The 16,477-nt window shown below is 39.8% G+C and carries 19 protein-coding genes; 17 read left to right on the top strand and 2 right to left on the bottom strand.

From position 1 onward, the window contains the following. Positions 1–12: 12 nt before the first annotated feature. The 10 genes from KQP93_RS20585 to KQP93_RS20540 all read left to right on the top strand — a co-directional run bounded on the left by KQP93_RS20585 (position 13) and on the right by KQP93_RS20540 (position 11,752). Complete coding sequence (locus tag KQP93_RS20585) at positions 13–2,703, top strand: TonB-dependent receptor domain-containing protein (protein WP_217876997.1); 2,691 nt, start codon at positions 13–15, stop codon at positions 2,701–2,703. 393 nt (positions 2,704–3,096) lie between these two features. Next, positions 3,097–3,993, top strand: a complete 897-nt coding sequence (gene yegS, locus KQP93_RS20580) for a lipid kinase YegS (protein ID WP_217876996.1) — start codon at positions 3,097–3,099, stop codon at positions 3,991–3,993. 119 nt (positions 3,994–4,112) lie between these two features. Then, positions 4,113–5,255, top strand: a complete 1,143-nt coding sequence (gene asd, locus KQP93_RS20575) for an aspartate-semialdehyde dehydrogenase (RefSeq protein ID WP_217876995.1) — start codon at positions 4,113–4,115, stop codon at positions 5,253–5,255. 61 nt (positions 5,256–5,316) lie between these two features. After that, positions 5,317–5,928, top strand: a complete 612-nt coding sequence (locus KQP93_RS20570) for an FMN-binding negative transcriptional regulator (RefSeq protein WP_217876994.1) — start codon at positions 5,317–5,319, stop codon at positions 5,926–5,928. 285 nt (positions 5,929–6,213) lie between these two features. Next, positions 6,214–8,172: a methyl-accepting chemotaxis protein gene (locus KQP93_RS20565; RefSeq protein ID WP_217876993.1), complete on the top strand. Its 1,959-nt coding sequence runs from the start codon at positions 6,214–6,216 to the stop codon at positions 8,170–8,172. Between the two features lie 157 nt (positions 8,173–8,329). Then, positions 8,330–9,868, top strand: a complete 1,539-nt coding sequence (locus tag KQP93_RS20560; protein WP_217876992.1) for an EAL domain-containing protein — start codon at positions 8,330–8,332, stop codon at positions 9,866–9,868. A gap of 63 nt (positions 9,869–9,931) precedes the next feature. Further along, the gene (locus KQP93_RS20555; RefSeq protein WP_217876991.1) at positions 9,932–10,366 is read left to right on the top strand and encodes a GNAT family N-acetyltransferase; all 435 of its coding nucleotides are present in this window, start codon (positions 9,932–9,934) and stop codon (positions 10,364–10,366) included. Between the two features lie 214 nt (positions 10,367–10,580). Next, complete coding sequence (locus KQP93_RS20550; RefSeq protein WP_217876990.1) at positions 10,581–10,961, top strand: VOC family protein; 381 nt, start codon at positions 10,581–10,583, stop codon at positions 10,959–10,961. A 6-nt stretch (positions 10,962–10,967) separates the two neighbouring features. Continuing rightward, positions 10,968–11,255 carry a hypothetical protein gene (locus KQP93_RS20545; RefSeq protein WP_217876989.1) on the top strand — a complete coding sequence of 96 codons (288 nt, stop codon included), beginning with the start codon at positions 10,968–10,970 and terminating at the stop codon, positions 11,253–11,255. Positions 11,256–11,293: 38 nt separating this feature from the next. Beyond that, positions 11,294–11,752, top strand: a complete 459-nt coding sequence (locus tag KQP93_RS20540) for a hypothetical protein (protein ID WP_217876988.1) — start codon at positions 11,294–11,296, stop codon at positions 11,750–11,752. A 94-nt stretch (positions 11,753–11,846) separates the two neighbouring features. On the opposite strand, the gene KQP93_RS20535 is transcribed toward KQP93_RS20540, so the two are convergent. Beyond that, positions 11,847–12,653, bottom strand: a complete 807-nt coding sequence (locus tag KQP93_RS20535; protein WP_217877483.1) for an ion transporter — start codon at positions 12,651–12,653, stop codon at positions 11,847–11,849. Positions 12,654–12,741: 88 nt separating this feature from the next. Here KQP93_RS20535 and KQP93_RS20530 point away from each other — a divergent pair, with 88 nt between their 5' ends. From KQP93_RS20530 to KQP93_RS20500, 7 genes are all read left to right on the top strand, one after another. Further along, on the top strand, positions 12,742–12,948 hold the full coding sequence (locus tag KQP93_RS20530) for a hypothetical protein (protein ID WP_217876987.1): 207 nt from the start codon (positions 12,742–12,744) through the stop codon (positions 12,946–12,948). Further along, positions 12,941–13,213 (top strand): hypothetical protein, encoded by a 273-nt coding sequence (locus KQP93_RS20525; protein ID WP_217876986.1) that lies wholly within the window; start codon positions 12,941–12,943, stop codon positions 13,211–13,213. The genes KQP93_RS20530 and KQP93_RS20525 overlap by 8 nt, the downstream gene beginning before the upstream one ends. Before the next feature lie 2 nt (positions 13,214–13,215). Next, positions 13,216–13,662, top strand: a complete 447-nt coding sequence (locus KQP93_RS20520; RefSeq protein ID WP_217876985.1) for a hypothetical protein — start codon at positions 13,216–13,218, stop codon at positions 13,660–13,662. Between the two features lie 59 nt (positions 13,663–13,721). Continuing rightward, positions 13,722–13,916, top strand: a complete 195-nt coding sequence (locus KQP93_RS20515; RefSeq protein WP_036971837.1) for a YwbE family protein — start codon at positions 13,722–13,724, stop codon at positions 13,914–13,916. Beyond that, complete coding sequence (locus KQP93_RS20510; RefSeq protein WP_217876984.1) at positions 13,913–14,440, top strand: DUF4240 domain-containing protein; 528 nt, start codon at positions 13,913–13,915, stop codon at positions 14,438–14,440. The genes KQP93_RS20515 and KQP93_RS20510 overlap by 4 nt, the downstream gene beginning before the upstream one ends. Before the next feature lie 189 nt (positions 14,441–14,629). After that, positions 14,630–15,046, top strand: coding sequence for a DUF805 domain-containing protein (locus KQP93_RS20505; RefSeq protein ID WP_220094644.1), 417 nt, complete (start codon positions 14,630–14,632; stop codon positions 15,044–15,046). A 48-nt stretch (positions 15,047–15,094) separates the two neighbouring features. Further along, a complete protein-coding gene (locus KQP93_RS20500) occupies positions 15,095–15,502 on the top strand; it encodes a DoxX-like family protein (protein ID WP_217876983.1) in 408 nt (135 codons plus the stop codon). Here KQP93_RS20500 and KQP93_RS20495 read toward each other — a convergent pair. Then, entirely contained in the window at positions 15,480–16,376 is an 897-nt protein-coding gene (locus tag KQP93_RS20495) for a LysR family transcriptional regulator (protein ID WP_217876982.1), read from the bottom strand. The two genes, KQP93_RS20500 and KQP93_RS20495, sit on opposite strands and share 23 nt — an antisense overlap. Positions 16,377–16,477 lie beyond the last annotated feature (101 nt).

The following is a 16,477-nucleotide window of genomic DNA, read 5'->3' as shown; positions in this document are numbered from 1 at the left end:
CGGAGTATAATAATGAAATCTTTTACCCCCTCTAAACTTGTGCGTTCAAAGATAAACCACGCAGTGCTTGCAGCATTAGTTGGCTTATCAGTGAATACTGCCTATGCAGCGGATGAAGCACAAGAAATTGAAGAAGTGGTTGCTGTAGGACAGCGTTTAAAAGGGAGTGCTGGCGCGGTTCTTCAAGAGCGTCAAAATCAAGCGTTTGTTGCCGATATCATGGGTGCAGAGCAAATCTCTCGTACTGGTGATGGCGATGCTGCATCGGCACTTCGTCGTGTAACAGGTTTGACACTTGTTGATGGCAAGTTCATTTATGTTCGTGGTTTAGGTGAGCGATATTCGAGTACTCAGCTTAATAGCATGTATGTACCAAGTCCTGATCCAACTCGCTCAGTTGTACCGCTTGACTTATTTCCATCAGATATTATTGAAAGTTTAAGTGTTCAAAAATCGTTTTCACCCGATATGCCTGCGCATTTTGGTGGTGGTAACGTAAATATTAGAACTAAATCAATTCCGACTGATTTTTTATTTAAAGTCGATATTGGTACTTCTTATAACACCAATAACAGTGATACAGGCTACTTCTATGAAGGTGGTGATGATGACTGGATGGGGCGTGATGATGGTACTCGTGCGTTACCTAGTGAGTTCATCGATGCCTTTTATGGTGCGGGCCTTGAAGGTGATATCAATACAACATTGGCTGAGCGCCAAGCATTGATGTCGGCTCTTGATTGGAACATTTCAGCAACTGAAAAAGACGTTGATCCTGAAATGAGCTTTTCAGTTTCACTAGGCGATCGCTTTGAAAGTGAAATGGGCACATTTGGTGTGTTAGCTGCGGTTTCTTACGAAAATGAGTGGGAAGTAGCACAAGAGAAAAGTGGCACAAACCTCGGTAGCTTAGGGTGTGAAGACAAGTGTTTTGCTCAGTATTACGATGGTACATCGACTGAACAAAATGTGCGTTGGAGCGGTACATTTAATATTGGTTATGAGTTTAATTCAAACCATAAAATTGAACTGACTAATATTGCCCTGCATGACATGCGTGACCGTGTTCGTAATCGTAATTTTTATGATGCCAACGAAACGGAAGAAGGTGTACGTGATCTTCGCCGTGTTGATGTTGTGTATGAAGAGCGTGAAATGTTCTCTAGCCAGTTAAAAGGCACACACAACTTTATCGACTTTAACAACTTGTTTGTTGATTGGTACGCAGGTACAAGCCGTGCAAACCGTGATGCACCAGGTGGTGTAGACGCTGTTTTCCAACGTAACTACGACAATGGTTCGTTTGTTTCTGAGCAATTACAAGACGTTTCAGCAACTAACGTAACACGTGAATTCCAAGTGCTTCATGACGAAGTTGATACTTGGGGTTGGAACATGGGTATGCCATTTTATGGTGAAGGCTATGAGCTTGAGCTAAAAGTGGGTGGCGACTTCTCAGATAAAACCCGTACAGCAAACAACACCACATTTGGGATTACACACCGCGGTATTTCAGATGATTATTCATTTGGTTCACGTTTAGATGAGATTTTTGCTTACGATAACATCAATAATGATGCTTTCTATGCAAGCTCAACGGGTTCAGGCATTTTTGATGACAGAACAACAGACGGCGATAAATACAGTGCAGCACATAAGTTAGATGCATATTACTTTATGGCTGATTACTTCCTAGACAACACGTGGCGTATTACCGGTGGTGTGCGTTGGGAAGATTTCGCTCAAGTATCAGTACCATTTAAGGCGCATAGTAACTTATTTGATGCCACTACGGATGAACTCGCTGAAGTAGCAATTAAAGAAGATGATTTTTATCCTTCTTTAGCTGTGACTTATATCATGGATGAAGAGATGCAATTTCGTTTAAATTTAAGCGAAACAACGATTCGTCCAGATATGCGTGATGTAAGTTCTACGTTCTTCGTTGACCCGTTAACAGAGTTTCTAGTTCGTGGTTCACCGACACTACAAAGTTCAAAACTGAAAAATGCTGACTTCCGTTTTGAATGGTATATGGCATCGGGTAATAATCTATCAGTTGCATTGTTCTACAAAGACATTACAAACCCTATTGAAATGGTAGAGCTTGCGGGTGTAGGTGGTGCTGCGCCACAGTTATTAACTGCAAACGCTGAATCAGGTGAGTTAACGGGTATTGAAGTTGATTTCTTGACTGACTTTAGCTTTATCAGTGCAGATTGGTCGAGTGTGTTCTTGTCGGGTAACGTTACGCTATCTGATTCAACTGTGAAACTAGGTATCGATGATTCTGACGGCGTTGATTCGTTGTTTGAGCAGCAATTAAAAGATGCACTTGATGCAGATACAGTGTCTAACATTGTTACTAACGATGAGCGCCGTTTAGTGGGGCACTCTGAGTGGGTAGCAAACTTACAAATGGGTTATGACTCTGCTGATGGTTTCCATTCGACATCACTTGTCTATAACGTGTTTGGTCCACGTATTATTGTACCGGGTACTCGCGGTAACGAAGATGCTGAAGAGAAGCCATTCCATTCGCTTGATTTAGTTTATTCTTACTTCCCGAACTTCAACACAAAAGTTAAGTTCAAAATTGAAAACATCCTTGGTCAAGATAAAGAAATTGAACAAGAAGGTTTATCGCTTTGGAAGAAAGAAGAAGGCACTAAGTTTAGCTTAGGCTTCAGCTACGAGTTTTAATTAAACTCCCCAAGGAAGGATACAATAATAAATCCTAACGTTGATTTAGCCCTGCATTAGCAGGGCTTTTTTGTTTCGTATACCCAAACCACCTCAAGATGCGAGTTTCAGTTGGAATTAAAAGCGATTTAGGCAAGGCATTGATTGCAAGTAATAGTGGTTCTATTGTTAAAATCAATAACGCAGTATAAATCGTTTTTAAACCAACCCTTTGGGCGCTTCACAGGCACTTACTCTCATCGTTGTTACTTCTTAAAAGGGACTGCCATTCTTGCAAAGTAACGCCTTGATATTAAGCACCTGTGAAACGCTGAATTCTGCATCTTGAGGTGGTTTGGGTATATAAATCATTGCGTGTTATGGTAGTTCTAAGTGTTAAAACAGGGATTAAAAATGGACTTACGGTTAATTATAAATGGCAAAAAAGCGGCAGATGAGCAGCTTCGTGACGCCATTGATAAATTTCGAACTAGTCAGCAACTTGCAGTGCGAGTTACCTATGAAGGCGGTGACATTGAGCGTTTTATTAATGAAGCCGTCGCAGAGGGTGTAAAACGTGTTGTAGTAGCTGGTGGTGATGGCACCGTTAATGAAGCCGTTAATGCATTAATGAAACTGGAAAAGTCACAACGTTTAGAGCTTGCTATTTTACCTATGGGCACAGCGAATGATTTTGCTACAGCCGCTAATATTCCTCACGGGTACTTGCCTGCGCTGAAACTTGCCGCAAATGGTCAGCCGCATGCAATTGATACGGTAGAGGTTGATAAGCGTTATTTTGTGAACGTTGCCAGTGCTGGCTTTGGGGCAAAAATTACCGCAACCACACCGCCTGCACTGAAAAACTTACTCGGTGGTGGGGCGTATACCTTGGCTGGTCTTGTACAAGCGCTAAGTTTTGTTCCTTACAGTGGCGAGTTAACGCTGCCTGATGGTGAACGTACTTCGGGCGATATTATTGCCGCTGCCGTATGTAATGGCCGCAAAGCGGGCGGTGGCCAGCCACTTGCGCCACATGCGTACATAAATGATGGCTTGGTTGATTTAGTGGCGTTTACATCATTTGCAATTTCAGATGTACCAGCGGTTATCGAAGAGCTCAGCAATTACCCTAATTCATCTCAACAGTGGGTAAAACGCTTTCAAGTGCCTTGGCTTGAATGGCAAACACAAACAGAAATGCCAATAAACTTAGATGGCGAGCCAATCACCTCAAAACAACAGCGTTTTGAAGTGCATGCTGGCGCGCTTAACTTAGTGCTGCCAGAAGCTTGTCCGATGCTAAGATGAAAAATTTTGATGTTACTCGGTTTGCGCTGGTTTTGCTAAGGCCGCAATGCTAGATTACTCCTGTAAAAATTAAATTCTCACGCAATGGACTTTAATTTTTAACAGTTTAGGTAATTTGAATGAATCAAACAGTGGAACAAACAATGAAAAAAGTAGGATTAGTCGGTTGGCGGGGCATGGTTGGCTCTGTGTTATTAGAACGTATGCAGCAAGAAAATGATTTTTCTAATATCGACACGACTTTTTTCACCACCTCACAAACCGGTCAATTAGGTCCTGATCTTGCGGGTCCTGCTAAACCGCTTTTAGATGCCAATGATATCGCTGAGCTTGCGAAGATGGATATTATTGTTACTTGCCAAGGCGGTGACTATACCAAAGCCGTTTACCCGCAATTACGCGAATCAGGTTGGCAAGGTTACTGGATTGATGCGGCATCGGCACTGCGTATGAGTGACGACAGTATTATTGTGCTAGACCCAGTAAACAAAGACGTTATCAGTGCAGGCTTAGAGCAAGGTGTTAAAACCTATGTGGGCGGTAACTGTACTGTATCACTTATGCTATTAGCCCTAGGCGGTTTATTTGAACAAGACTTGATTGAATGGGTAAGCCCAATGACATATCAAGCGGCTTCTGGTGCAGGCGCACGCAACATGAAAGAGTTAATTGCGCAAATGGGTGCAATTCACGAAACAGTGGCAGACAAGCTTGCAGATCCAAATGCTGCGATTCTTGAGATTGATAAGTTAGTCACCGAAAAAATTGCCTCAAGCGATTTACCACAAGACCAGTTTGGTGTGCCTTTAGCTGGTAGCATTATTCCTTGGATTGATGTACCAATGCCAAGCGGTCAAAGTAAAGAAGAGTGGAAAGCGCAAGTTGAAGCAAACAAAATTTTAGGAAGCAGCGAACAGCCTGTACCCGTTGATGGCTTATGTGTTCGCATTGGCGCAATGCGTTGTCACTCACAAGCGATGACAATTAAGCTGCGCAAAGACATTAGCGTTGAGCAAATTGAAGAAATTCTTGCTTCTCACAATGAGTGGGTCAAAGTGATCCCGAATGATCGTGACATTTCAGCTACAGATTTAACACCTGTAAAAGTGACTGGCACACTGTCTATTCCGGTAGGTCGTATTCGTAAATTAGCGATGGGCCCAGAGTATATCAGTGCGTTTACGGTTGGTGACCAACTGTTATGGGGGGCTGCTGAGCCACTTCGTCGCATGTTACGCATTATTGTTGATGGCCAACATTAATCACACATCTCAATACTAAGGCTAGCAGTTTGCTGGCCTTTTTTAGCACTAAAGGAAAGTAATGCATACCCCCAATAAATGGAAAATGACACCAGAGCGAGTGTCGCAGTTTATCAAAACCTACAGCTTTGCTCTGATGGTTGATAGTGAGTTTGAGGCAACTCATTTACCTTTAGTTTATAAACCCGATGAGGGTGAGTTTGGTACCTTATATGGTCATGTGTCACGGGCAAATCGTCATGGCAAAAGCTTGCAAGATACCTGTGTTTTAGTGGTTTTTAATGGCCCTCATAGTTATATATCTCCCAATTGGTATAGCGAGAAGCCAGCTGTATCGACTTGGAACTACGCTGCGGTGCATGCCAAGGGCACAGTAGAATACCTCGATGATGACAACACCTTAGCTTGCCTAGATGAGTTAATTAGCCAATACGAGCCTAGTATTTTAAACGACAGCAGTTTGTTGCCAGTTGATTATCAAGCCAAGTTACTCCGTGGCATTGTTGGTATTAAAATCGAACTTGATTCAATTCAGGCAAAAGAGAAGTTAGGCCAGCATAAATCGGCAGCGGATCAACAAGGTGTTGTAACAGGGTTAAAATCAGATAAACACCCAGACGCCCAAGCTTTACTTAGCTATATGCTTAAACATGAAGTAGGAATAGGCAGCTAATTTGCATCCCGCAAATGCTGCCAATTGGTTGGAAAGTATCAAGCACTGCTTTGTTAAAAGCATGTTAACTACTAAAGCTAAAGTTAGTACATTCCATGTGTCTGTCAACTAAATGTCATATTTATAGAAGGTAAGTTTCGAGTTAAGGCAATCTAAGAAGGTATGAAAAACTCATTGTTCTTATTTATCCTAATCTACTTTGCTCCGTAAAAATAAACACTTAATTATTTGCCGAACCTCCAAGGCCTCACTATATTTTCTTAAGTGCTTAGTTGGAAGTTGGCTATGAACATTTCAAAAAAATTAAAACTCGCCTTTGCGTCAGCCATTGCTCTGCCGCTCATCATCATTGCAGTGCTTGTGATTACACAAACAAGACAGCAAGCCCTCGATAATTTTGCCGAACTTAGTGAAAGAGAAGCGAGACAAGTTGATAACGGTATCAGTATGTTTTTTGCTGAAATTGAGAAAAACGTCGATTACCTTGCATCCCATGCCGCTATATTAGACGCCAAGCAAGGCGTTAAAACTCATATGCAGTCAACTAGTGCAGCGATGCTTGATCATTTAAGTGGTAGCAGCAACGAAAAAACCGCCTTTAATTTATTTGATCACTTTGGCGCCACCCATCCGGGACTTGCTTATATCTACATGGGTAATGAGCAAGGCGGTTATATTCAATGGCCAGAGGGTGAAGTCACAGCGAATTATGACCCAAGAGTGAGGCCTTGGTACGAAACAGGCAAAGCAGCAAATGGTAAAACGGTAAGAACCAATGCCTATTATTGGGCAGCAGATGACATGGTGATTGTTTCTACTGTTAAAGCGATTAAACAAGCGGGTGAGTTTATTGGTGTTCAGGGCATGGATGTATCCTTACAGGGCCTTACCGATATTATTGCGAACATTAAACTTGGTGAAACTGGCTATTTAATGTTGATTGAAGACAGTGGCAATGTACTGGTTGACGTTAAAAATGCTGATTACAGGTTTAAGCAGCTAGCACAAGTCAATAACGGAAAATACAAACAGCTCGCTGATAATAATCACGGGCAATTTGAAATTGACATTAATGGCAAAGATTACTTAGCGAATATTTACACCTCGCAAAAACTAGGCTGGAAATTTATAGGTTTAGTTGAAAAATCTGAAGTGATGAGTGCTGCAAACGCAATGACGATTACCATTTTAGTCATCAGTGCAATCTTGATTGCTGTGTTCATTTTAGTTGCTAGCTATATTTCTAAATTAATTTCTGCACCTATTGTTGAAGTAAGTGATGGCCTTACCGAGATATCGCAAGGTGGTGGTGATTTAACTAAACGTTTAGTGATTAAAACACGCGATGAAACGGCCAAACTGGCTAACAGCTTTAACTTATTTTTGAATCTAATATCGGATTTAGTCACGCAAATTAATGATTGTGCGCAAAATGTTAGTGATACCTCAGCGCAAACATCATCACAGGCGGCGCAATTATCTGGCTCAACATCACAGCAACAACAAGCCCTTGAAATGGCGGCAACAGCGATTAATGAAATGGCAGCGACTGCTAATGAAGTTTCTGCTAATTGTGCCAATGCAGCCGAACTTGCATCGCAAACACAGCAGGCCTCTGAGCTTGGGCAAAGTGTTATATCTGAAACGGTTGATAGCGTTGTATCTTTGTCTGAGGTGATAACCAAAGCAACCCAAGATATAAACCAACTCGACGCTGAAAGTGAAAATATCATGTCGATATTAAGCGTGATAAGAGGTATTGCAGAGCAAACCAATTTGTTAGCCTTAAATGCAGCAATTGAAGCGGCGAGGGCAGGCGATCATGGTCGAGGTTTTGCGGTTGTTGCAGATGAGGTGCGTGCGTTATCACAAAGAACCTCAGAATCAACAGAAGAAATAGCAAGTCAGTTAGATACGTTGCGTAAAATGTCTGATCAAGTGTCAAAAGAGATGACAACCAGCTTAAACCGTACAAACAAAACTGTTGAGTTAGCTCATTCAGCACAGCAACAATTTAGCGAAATAACCGCGTCTATCGTCAATATTAGCGATTTAAATACACAAATTGCCACTGCAGCCGAAGAGCAACAGCACGTAGCTGAAGATATTAACCGCAATGTTGTTGAAATAAAAAATGCGGCTGATGATGTAAGCGAAATTGCCGATAGTGCAAGAGGCAATGGAGAAAAACTAAACCTGTTATCGAATAATCTGACTGATTTAGTGGGTAAGTTTAAGGTGTAAGTAAGGCTTTATTGAAACCTCGTTGTTATTTGTTGTTAAGCAGACTTACGAGCAGGATCAATTTATCAAAAAATTACCCGTTTTAGGTTCTGGGACTTGATTTAATAATACAATATGATTAAGTTTTTAACAGCAACCAACAACACAGTAATGAGTTATGCAGGGAAGAACATTCAACTTTAACAAATTGCCATTTATTGTCTGTTTACTAATGTTCTTTCTAACCTGCATTTTTCATGTATCGGTAAGTTATTTTCAGGTAAGACACCAAGAGCAATTTTCGAACGTTTTATTAAATAAGGCTGAGCATATCTCTGCAGATATCTCATCAGCAATAAATACCGCTTCACAGATATCATCTCGTCAATGTGACACTCAAACTATTAATAAATTACGGGTAATCTTGGCCAATTATGAATACGTTCATGATCTAGGTTTAATTAAAAAAGGTAAGGTTAAGTGCTCTGCAAATTGGGGGAAGTTAGACAAAACAGCTTTACTTACTCAGCAATTATATAATTCATCTTCAGGGTATGATTTTGCATCAGAGGTTGCTGGTGTTTTTCCGGTAAAAACAAAGTATGACGTCACTAAACGTGACGATGTCATCGCATTCACTGTAAACAAACCTTTTAAACATATTGATGAATTAAATAAGCACTTTGCATTTAAAATTATTTCTAAAAATAAAGAGTATGTTTTTCATCACTATGAAACCCAATATCAATTTAACAGCAAAACATTATTGCCAACTCAACAGGTAGAAATGTGTAGTACACAATTTTCTTATTGTGTTATCACTGAGAATAATCGACCAGGTATTTTGTATTTCCCGCTGTACATATCTGTATTGATCATATGTATGCTTGGTTTAATTAGCTTTTTAATAGCCTATTCTGTGAGCTCATATTTAGATAAGCGAAACTCAATGGAATTCAGACTTCGAAGTGCAATCAAAAATGCACAGTTGTATCTTGAGTATCAACCAATCATTGATGTTAAAACTAACAAAATAATTGGTGTTGAGAGTTTAGTCCGCTGGAAAGACGAAATACATGGCCAGGTTTCACCGGAACTATTTTTAGGTATTGCTGAGCAGTTATCTTTGTATCCAGTATTGGCCTATGAATGCGCGACTAAGGCCCTTCAAGAATTAGCACCGATTATGAAAACCGATCATGGTTTTTCTGTCGCAATTAATGTTAATGCATATGAAATTGAAAACCCCGAATTTCTAGATTACTTGCATCAGCTTTGCGGTAAGTATGAGCTAAGGAATGAGCAAGTAAAGATAGAAATAACAGAGCGCATTGGCTTGCCATTAACGTTATTAGCTTGCTTCGCTTTAAAGGCGAAAAAATATGGCTTTAAAATAGCGCTCGATGATTTTGGTACCGGAGTATCTAATCTTGTGTGGCTTACAGAAATCAACTTTGATGTAATCAAGATAGATAAGGTATTTACCCAATCAATTACAGATGGTGTAAAGCAAAAAATGGTTTTGGCGATAATGTCATTAGTCTCAGAGCTGAACCGAGCTGTTATATTTGAAGGGGTTGAAACTGAGGACGAGTACAATTTTATCGAGAGTCATAACGAGGATTACCAAATACAAGGTTGGTATTTTTATAAATCATTGTCTTTGCAAGAGTTACAAAATGCTTTGGTTGGTAATGACAATGCTCAAACGCTCTAGATTTATTTTGCTGTTTCACATTAGTATTTAACCGGCAATCGCTGTAGAACAAAATGGAAAACAATGGAAATACATAGTGTGAACGCTGAAGATTACCCAGAGCTACTCGCTGTATGGGAAAACTCAGTTCGAGCAACCCATGATTTTATAACTGAAGACGACATAGCCTTTTTTAAGCCAATCATCATTGAGCAAGCGTTTCCTAGTGTTACTTTAAAGTGCATTAAGGATGAGCATCAGGTAATTTTAGGCTTTATTGGCGTACATGAGTGCAAAATAGAAATGTTGTTTATTTTAAATGCCGCAATGGGGATGGGGATAGGTAAAACACTCTTGAACTATGCGGTTGAGCAATTAGCAGCCAACAAAGTGGATGTTAATGAGCAAAACCCACTTGCAGTTGGGTTTTATCAGCATTTGGGCTTTAAAGTTGCCTCACGCTCGCCATTAGATGATATGGGTAAACCATTTCCAATATTGCATATGGAGTTCGTGTAGGAACGGCTGCAGCCGTATAGGTCATCATTTATGGCAACAATAACCGGAAAGATGAATGTACGGCGTTGAAACGTATCCTAGAAACTTTCACCTTGTAGCTTTCTAACTTGCTAACTTTACTCTCGCAACTCGCTAACTCATAACATATCTTTTGCTTAATTTAATGAACGCGATATGCTGATGTAACGAATAAAGCATTACATGGGAGTAGCAAATGAATCTCAATCAGGTGACGTTACCTGTAAAGGATATGAATGAAGCGGTGGCTTTTTACTTAAAGCTGGGAATGATTCAGATTGTGGATACCCCGCATTACGCACGCTTTCAATGCCCAGATGGTGATGCCACATTTTCGCTGTCATTAGAAACCGATAATTATAATAATCATGCGGTAATTTACTTTGAACATGAGCAGCTCGATGAGCTCTACGCAAGCCTTGTTGAAAAAGGTATTAGCTTTGAACAGCCGCCTACCCCCCAACGTTATTTATGGACGGAAGCAATTCTAAAAGATCCATCAGGAAATAAAATTAAATTATATTGGGCCGGAGAAAACCGCTTAAACCCGCCATGGAAGGTAGAAAAAAGAGGGTAATGTGTAATGAATATTACAGCAAAAGTTACATTCTTATTCTTAGAGCGCCCGCCTCATGCATTTAGATATACTGGAAGTGGTTGTTACCCTCGAATTTCATATTTGAACCGTGTTGATACCAGCTGTAGACTTATTTTTGAAGAGAGTAAAGAGTTCTTTGATGGAGGAACTGCTGATATATTTATAGAAGTGTTGGATTCATCTGCTCATCAAGGTATGTATATTGGTATGCCTATTGAATTGTTTATATGTCATACAAAAATAGCAGAAGGCCAGATATCAAGCTTATTTTGAGAGTAATCCATGAATTTAAACAAGTGCTTTGAGGTTAAATGGTGGGCTTAATAACATTTAAAAGAATTGTTTGGCGGGTGCTTTTTTTATTACTCAGCTTTGAATCATTTTCAGCTATTGCTTGTAATTGTGGGTATTCATTAGAACATTTTTACGAAAAATCTAAGTCAGTTCACTTAATCAAGGTCACAAATTTAAAACTAATAAAAGCCTCTGAGACTAATAACGTTAAAGTTGATTTTGATTTAACTGACACTCTATCGGCTAATAAATCTATACCTAAAAATATATTGCTTAAACCAGGTGGTTGTACACCAAGTTTGATGCCTGGGTTTGCATATGTAATTTTTATACCGAAAAATAATTCTACTGAAACATTTATAAATAAATGCACAGGCATTATTGAATTGGGTTTGCTAGAGCATCCAGCTGCTCAAGAGAAAGTGAAAGCAATAAAAGAAGAGATTATCGAGTTGGATCGTAAATATTCAGGTTGAGTTAGATTGCAAAAAGCTGCTTGATATTTGTAAGTTTTAAAATGTAGGCGCTAGGCGCTAGGCGCTAGGTCCTAGCGCCTAATCGCTAAAAACCTTACTGCTTTTCTTTCAATAGTTGTTTGAGTTCAGCCATTTCAGCTTGCAGCTGAGCAATTTGCCCTTTGGTTGCTGGCATGTCGGCATCAGATGTTTGCTCTTCACGGGCGTTACGGTGCTCCTCAGACATAACTTCTAAAATTGCACCAACCATCATGTTTAAAAATACAAAGGCTGTTAAGAAGATGAACGTTAGGTAGAAAATCCAGCTGAGTTCATACACAGCCATAGTTTCATACATAACATCGGTCCAATCCTCAAACGTGGCAATCCTAAATAATGTGAGCATAGAAATAGACACATCGCCCCACAGTACAGGGTTTATATCAGCAAACAGCATGCTACCCATGGCGGCATAAATATAGAAGATCACGAACATGAGCAGGGCGATATAGCCCATTTGTGGAATGGCTTTTAAAAGCGAGTTAACCAGTAGTCTTAGCTCTGGGATCATAGATACAAGTCGTAACACGCGGAAAATACGCAGTAATCGAGCGATAAAAATCGTAGAGCCAGCAGCGGGGTAAAGGCTACCCAACACGATTATAAAATCGAAGATATTCCAGCCTTTGGTGAAAAAGTCTTTAAAACCACGGCTTGCGATAAAGCGGATCACCAGTTCAACTAAAAAGAAAACGGTGATACCTAAGTCCATCCAATGTAAGGCAAGCTCAGCAGTTGGATGTAAAGAGTAGGTGTGTGCACCCACTGTTAGCGCTGAAATAACAATGACAGCAATAACAAATGATTGAAAAATTTTACTTTTATCGATACGCTGAAACAGCTGTTGTAACTGCGACAACATCATATAGAACCCTTTGGTAATAATATTTAAACCCACGCAATATACAGGAAAACGCAGCACCAATGTATAACTACATAAAGGAAATTTAATGTTTTTAAATGCCTTAAAATTGGCCGTGATTGCGACCCTTGCAGTGCTTTTATCTGCTTGTAGCTCTGATGCCCGTTATCATGAAATTCAATCGGCGCGTTTAAGTGAATGCAATCATATGGCAGATAAAGAGTACCATGAGTGTGTAAAGCGCCAGCAAGACAGCTACGAAGAATTTAAAAAACAACAAGCAGAACATGACTAAAACTGAAAAACGTCTAGATAAGGCTATTCGAGTTGCATTAACGCAAGCGTGCGAACAAGCAAAAGAACAAGTACACGAATTTTCATGGTTAACGCATACTGCTGACCTAAAAAAGCTACCGCAATCACTAAAAGTAAGTTGTTATTGTAAAGAGCTTCCGATAACCGCTGAACAAACCCAGTTAATTATAAGTTTAATTATCAAAGAATTGAGCACTATAGATTTAGCTATCAATGCAAAAGCAATTGCGTTTTTAAAGGAATAATAATGTACTTAAATTTAACCCCTAAACAGATGGTTATGTTAAATCTAGCCCTTGCAATGTTATTTATTTGTATAGGTGTGTACAGCTTGCAATCAGACTCATTACCTATTTCAAGTTTTACCGGTTTTATATTTGCTATCGCTTTTATGGTGCAGGCCTATCGCTCAACAGAAAAGTTTGCAGCCAAAACAGCGCTTAGTAAAACACTCACGGCAACAGGCACGAGCTTAACGGTTAAGCAGGTTTATTATGGCGATAAAGAAGAGACTCTTGAATTAAGCCGTATTACGCAACTGAAAGTTGCTGATAACTATTTAGCCGTCATATTAGATGGCAACGGTCAAGGTTATGACTTTCAAATAAAAGGCAAAGCTGAATCAATCATTGAACGTTTAAATGAGATATTGCCAAAGGCGCTGCTTAAAAACAGCCCAATCACACAGGTTTAATTTGGTAAGCCAGCTGCAAATGGCTATAATCGGCAAAAATTATTGAAAGAGATATAGCAATGGCAGTGCCTACGCGTTCACAAATTTCAATTGGCTGCGAAGTCAACATTGTTTTAAAACAAGATCAACGAACAGGTCAGTTAACTCAAGGTGTGGTGTCACGTATTTTAACTAAATCACCGAATCACCCACATGGTATTAAAGTTCAACTTGATGATGGTCAAGTAGGGCGTGTGAAAGAGATTTTATCATGAGTGTTTTAAGCGAAAGTGATTTTTGGCAACTCGTGACCGCCGAAGATAAAACTGCCGAGCCTGAGTCTGTTTGTAATGCATTAAAAGCAAAGCTGACTGATTTATCTGACCAGCAGCTGATGGAGTTTGATAAGCAGTTTAACCTACGTATGCGCAAAGCCTATACCTGGGACTTATTTGGTGCCGCTTATGTAATGGCCGGTTGTAACGATGATTATGGTTTTTCTGAGTTTTTATGTTGGCTTATTTCACGTGGTGAACAGGCTTTTTTAAAGGCGCTTGAAAACCCAGACTCAATTGCCGAGTGTACGCCAGTTTATCATTTAAACGAACAGCCTTACCCGTATTTAGATGAGTACGATTTAATTGCCGGTATGCTTTACGAAGAACGTAATGATGATGAATTACCTTTTGTGCCATCAGGGCTTGAGCAACCAAAAGGTAAACGCTTTAAAGATAAAGCTAAGTTTTTAAAACAAACCTACCCAAATTTATACGCCAAATATTGGCAACAACCGAGTTAATTAAAAGCACCCAAGGGTGCTTTTTTTATGTCTTAAGGTTACTTGTTCGTAGTTTTTCAGCAATTTCTTAGTACCCAAATCCAATCATTTTGTGTTATCTTATTCATGCTTAATTCAGCACTATTAACAACATAAATCAGCAGACTAGATTAATTTGGTTTGCAACAACACATATCAAAGGAAATGACAGTGTCAGAAAACGTATATCAAGCCCCAGAATCAAACCTTGCTTCAGCATCAACAGAAACAACCACTTTAAGCATCAAAGAAATTTTGTTTTCTTTTAAAGGTCGTATTCCTCGTAAGACTTATTGGTATTCAGTATTAGGTATGATCTTAGCCTCATTTGTTCTTATGTTTTTAGTAGCATTATTAACAGGTGGTAATGAGTCAGCTATTTCTGTAATCATGCTTATTCTTTATATTCCGCTAATATGGATTTCGCTTGCGATTCAAGTGAAACGCTGGCACGACCGTAATAAATCAGGTTGGTGGGTATTAATTGGTTTTGTGCCATTAATTGGTCCTATCTGGGCGTTAATCGAAAATGGCTTTTTAGCAGGTGATGAAGCTGAGAACCGTTTCGGTCAACCTACTAGCTTATAAGCTATACTGTGTGCTCTGAATAACAGAGCACACAAAGTAAACTTACCAATGAAGCATTTAACTACGATTCAAATCGCTCGATTTATTATCAGCTTTAGTTGGCTTTATCATGGGCTGATGCCAAAACTTATTCACATTGCCCCCCTTGAACTAAAAATGACGGCAAGTTTTGGTTTTAATGCTGAAATCTCAACGCTTATTACCCGAGCAGCTGGCATAGGTGAAATTATATTTGCTGTGCTGTTTTTTATCTTCTACCGTTCAATCTTAATCAATATTCTCAATATAGCTGCTTTAGTTGGGCTAATGCTGTTTGTTGCTGTTTTACAGCCCGCACTTTTAATCGAAGCGTTTAATCCTGTGACTACAAACCTTGCAGTTATCGCGTTTAGTCTAGTGCTTATAAATGAGCAAAAAGCTTTAAACAAAAACACTAGACCGCGTAACAGCGCTTAATTTCGTCAAGCATAGCATTTGCTAAAGGCGAGCTGGCATTTGTTTTTGAGGTGATCAAGACCACTGGAATATCGTAGTGATATTTACTCGGTTGAATAGCTTTAAAAATACCTTTATCAACCCAGAACTGTGCGTAGTGATCGGGTAAATAACCAATAAATTCACCCGATAAAATTAAATGTGCGATACCTTCATCGTGATAAGCAACAGCACTGTTTTGGTAGTTTAAACCGTCGTTTCGGCTTTCTTTATCGCGCATGTAGTTACTGGTAATAACTTCGGCTTCTTTAATGAGCTCATTTATCTGTTTGTCTTCACACTCAAATAATGGGTGACCGACTGCGCAATACAAAAAGTTAGTTTCGTTGTGTAGGGGGGTGTAATCTAATCCGCGAATATGATGGCGGCTAACACCAATCCCCACCAACGAGCGGCCATTGGCTACTGATGTTTCTACCTCTCGTGCCTCGCACACGTTAATATCGAACTGAATGTTTTTACCTTTGCCTTTTAACCTTGCTATCGCGCGGGGAATGGCACAACGAGGGTCACTAACCATGGTATCTATCATGGCAATACTTAAACGCCCCGATAACTCGTTTTTAGAGCTTGCTACGGTATTAGCAAAGGCTTCGCATTGCTGAAGCAGTTCAATCGATGCCTGATATGTGATGGCGCCAGCGTCTGTAATTTCAAAACCACTGCGGCCACGTTTGCATAATTTAATACCAAGCCTTACTTCTAAGTCTGATAAATGCGCACTGATGGTTGAGCGGCCAATATTCAAACGTGACTCTGCGGCTGAAAGCCCGCCACACTCAACAATTGCTACAAAAACGCGCAATAAGCGCAGGTCTACGTCATGAACTTGCATAGCTCTTCTTTTAGTTCGGTAAATCTGGAATGAATAACGATAATTATGCATTTGTAAAACAACTAGAGCAAGCTAGACTCCATCTAAATAAAACTTAATCC

The sequence above is a fragment of the Pseudoalteromonas shioyasakiensis genome (genome assembly GCF_019134595.1).
GTDB lineage: Bacteria > Pseudomonadota > Gammaproteobacteria > Enterobacterales > Alteromonadaceae > Pseudoalteromonas > Pseudoalteromonas shioyasakiensis_A.
This window is presented reverse-complemented; position numbering and strand designations above follow the sequence as displayed.

Bases quoted from the DNA above. Each gene is read 5' to 3' on its own strand.
- KQP93_RS20540 (WP_217876988.1), top strand. From the start codon at position 11,294: ATGGTGGGCTTAATAACATTTAAAAGAATTGTTTGGCGGGTGCTTTTT.
- KQP93_RS20500 (WP_217876983.1), top strand. From the start codon at position 15,095: ATGAAGCATTTAACTACGATTCAAATCGCTCGATTTATTATCAGCTTT.
- KQP93_RS20525 (WP_217876986.1), top strand. From the start codon at position 12,941: ATGACTAAAACTGAAAAACGTCTAGATAAGGCTATTCGAGTTGCATTA.
- asd (WP_217876995.1), top strand. From the start codon at position 4,113: ATGAATCAAACAGTGGAACAAACAATGAAAAAAGTAGGATTAGTCGGT.
- KQP93_RS20585 (WP_217876997.1), top strand. From the start codon at position 13: ATGAAATCTTTTACCCCCTCTAAACTTGTGCGTTCAAAGATAAACCAC.
- KQP93_RS20495 (WP_217876982.1), bottom strand. From the start codon at position 16,376: ATGCAAGTTCATGACGTAGACCTGCGCTTATTGCGCGTTTTTGTAGCA.
- KQP93_RS20535 (WP_217877483.1), bottom strand. From the start codon at position 12,653: ATGTTGTCGCAGTTACAACAGCTGTTTCAGCGTATCGATAAAAGTAAA.
- KQP93_RS20530 (WP_217876987.1), top strand. From the start codon at position 12,742: ATGTTTTTAAATGCCTTAAAATTGGCCGTGATTGCGACCCTTGCAGTG.
- yegS (WP_217876996.1), top strand. From the start codon at position 3,097: ATGGACTTACGGTTAATTATAAATGGCAAAAAAGCGGCAGATGAGCAG.
- KQP93_RS20515 (WP_036971837.1), top strand. From the start codon at position 13,722: ATGGCAGTGCCTACGCGTTCACAAATTTCAATTGGCTGCGAAGTCAAC.
- KQP93_RS20560 (WP_217876992.1), top strand. From the start codon at position 8,330: ATGCAGGGAAGAACATTCAACTTTAACAAATTGCCATTTATTGTCTGT.
- KQP93_RS20550 (WP_217876990.1), top strand. From the start codon at position 10,581: ATGAATCTCAATCAGGTGACGTTACCTGTAAAGGATATGAATGAAGCG.
- KQP93_RS20570 (WP_217876994.1), top strand. From the start codon at position 5,317: ATGCATACCCCCAATAAATGGAAAATGACACCAGAGCGAGTGTCGCAG.
- KQP93_RS20555 (WP_217876991.1), top strand. From the start codon at position 9,932: ATGGAAATACATAGTGTGAACGCTGAAGATTACCCAGAGCTACTCGCT.
- KQP93_RS20565 (WP_217876993.1), top strand. From the start codon at position 6,214: ATGAACATTTCAAAAAAATTAAAACTCGCCTTTGCGTCAGCCATTGCT.
- KQP93_RS20510 (WP_217876984.1), top strand. From the start codon at position 13,913: ATGAGTGTTTTAAGCGAAAGTGATTTTTGGCAACTCGTGACCGCCGAA.
- KQP93_RS20545 (WP_217876989.1), top strand. From the start codon at position 10,968: ATGAATATTACAGCAAAAGTTACATTCTTATTCTTAGAGCGCCCGCCT.
- KQP93_RS20520 (WP_217876985.1), top strand. From the start codon at position 13,216: ATGTACTTAAATTTAACCCCTAAACAGATGGTTATGTTAAATCTAGCC.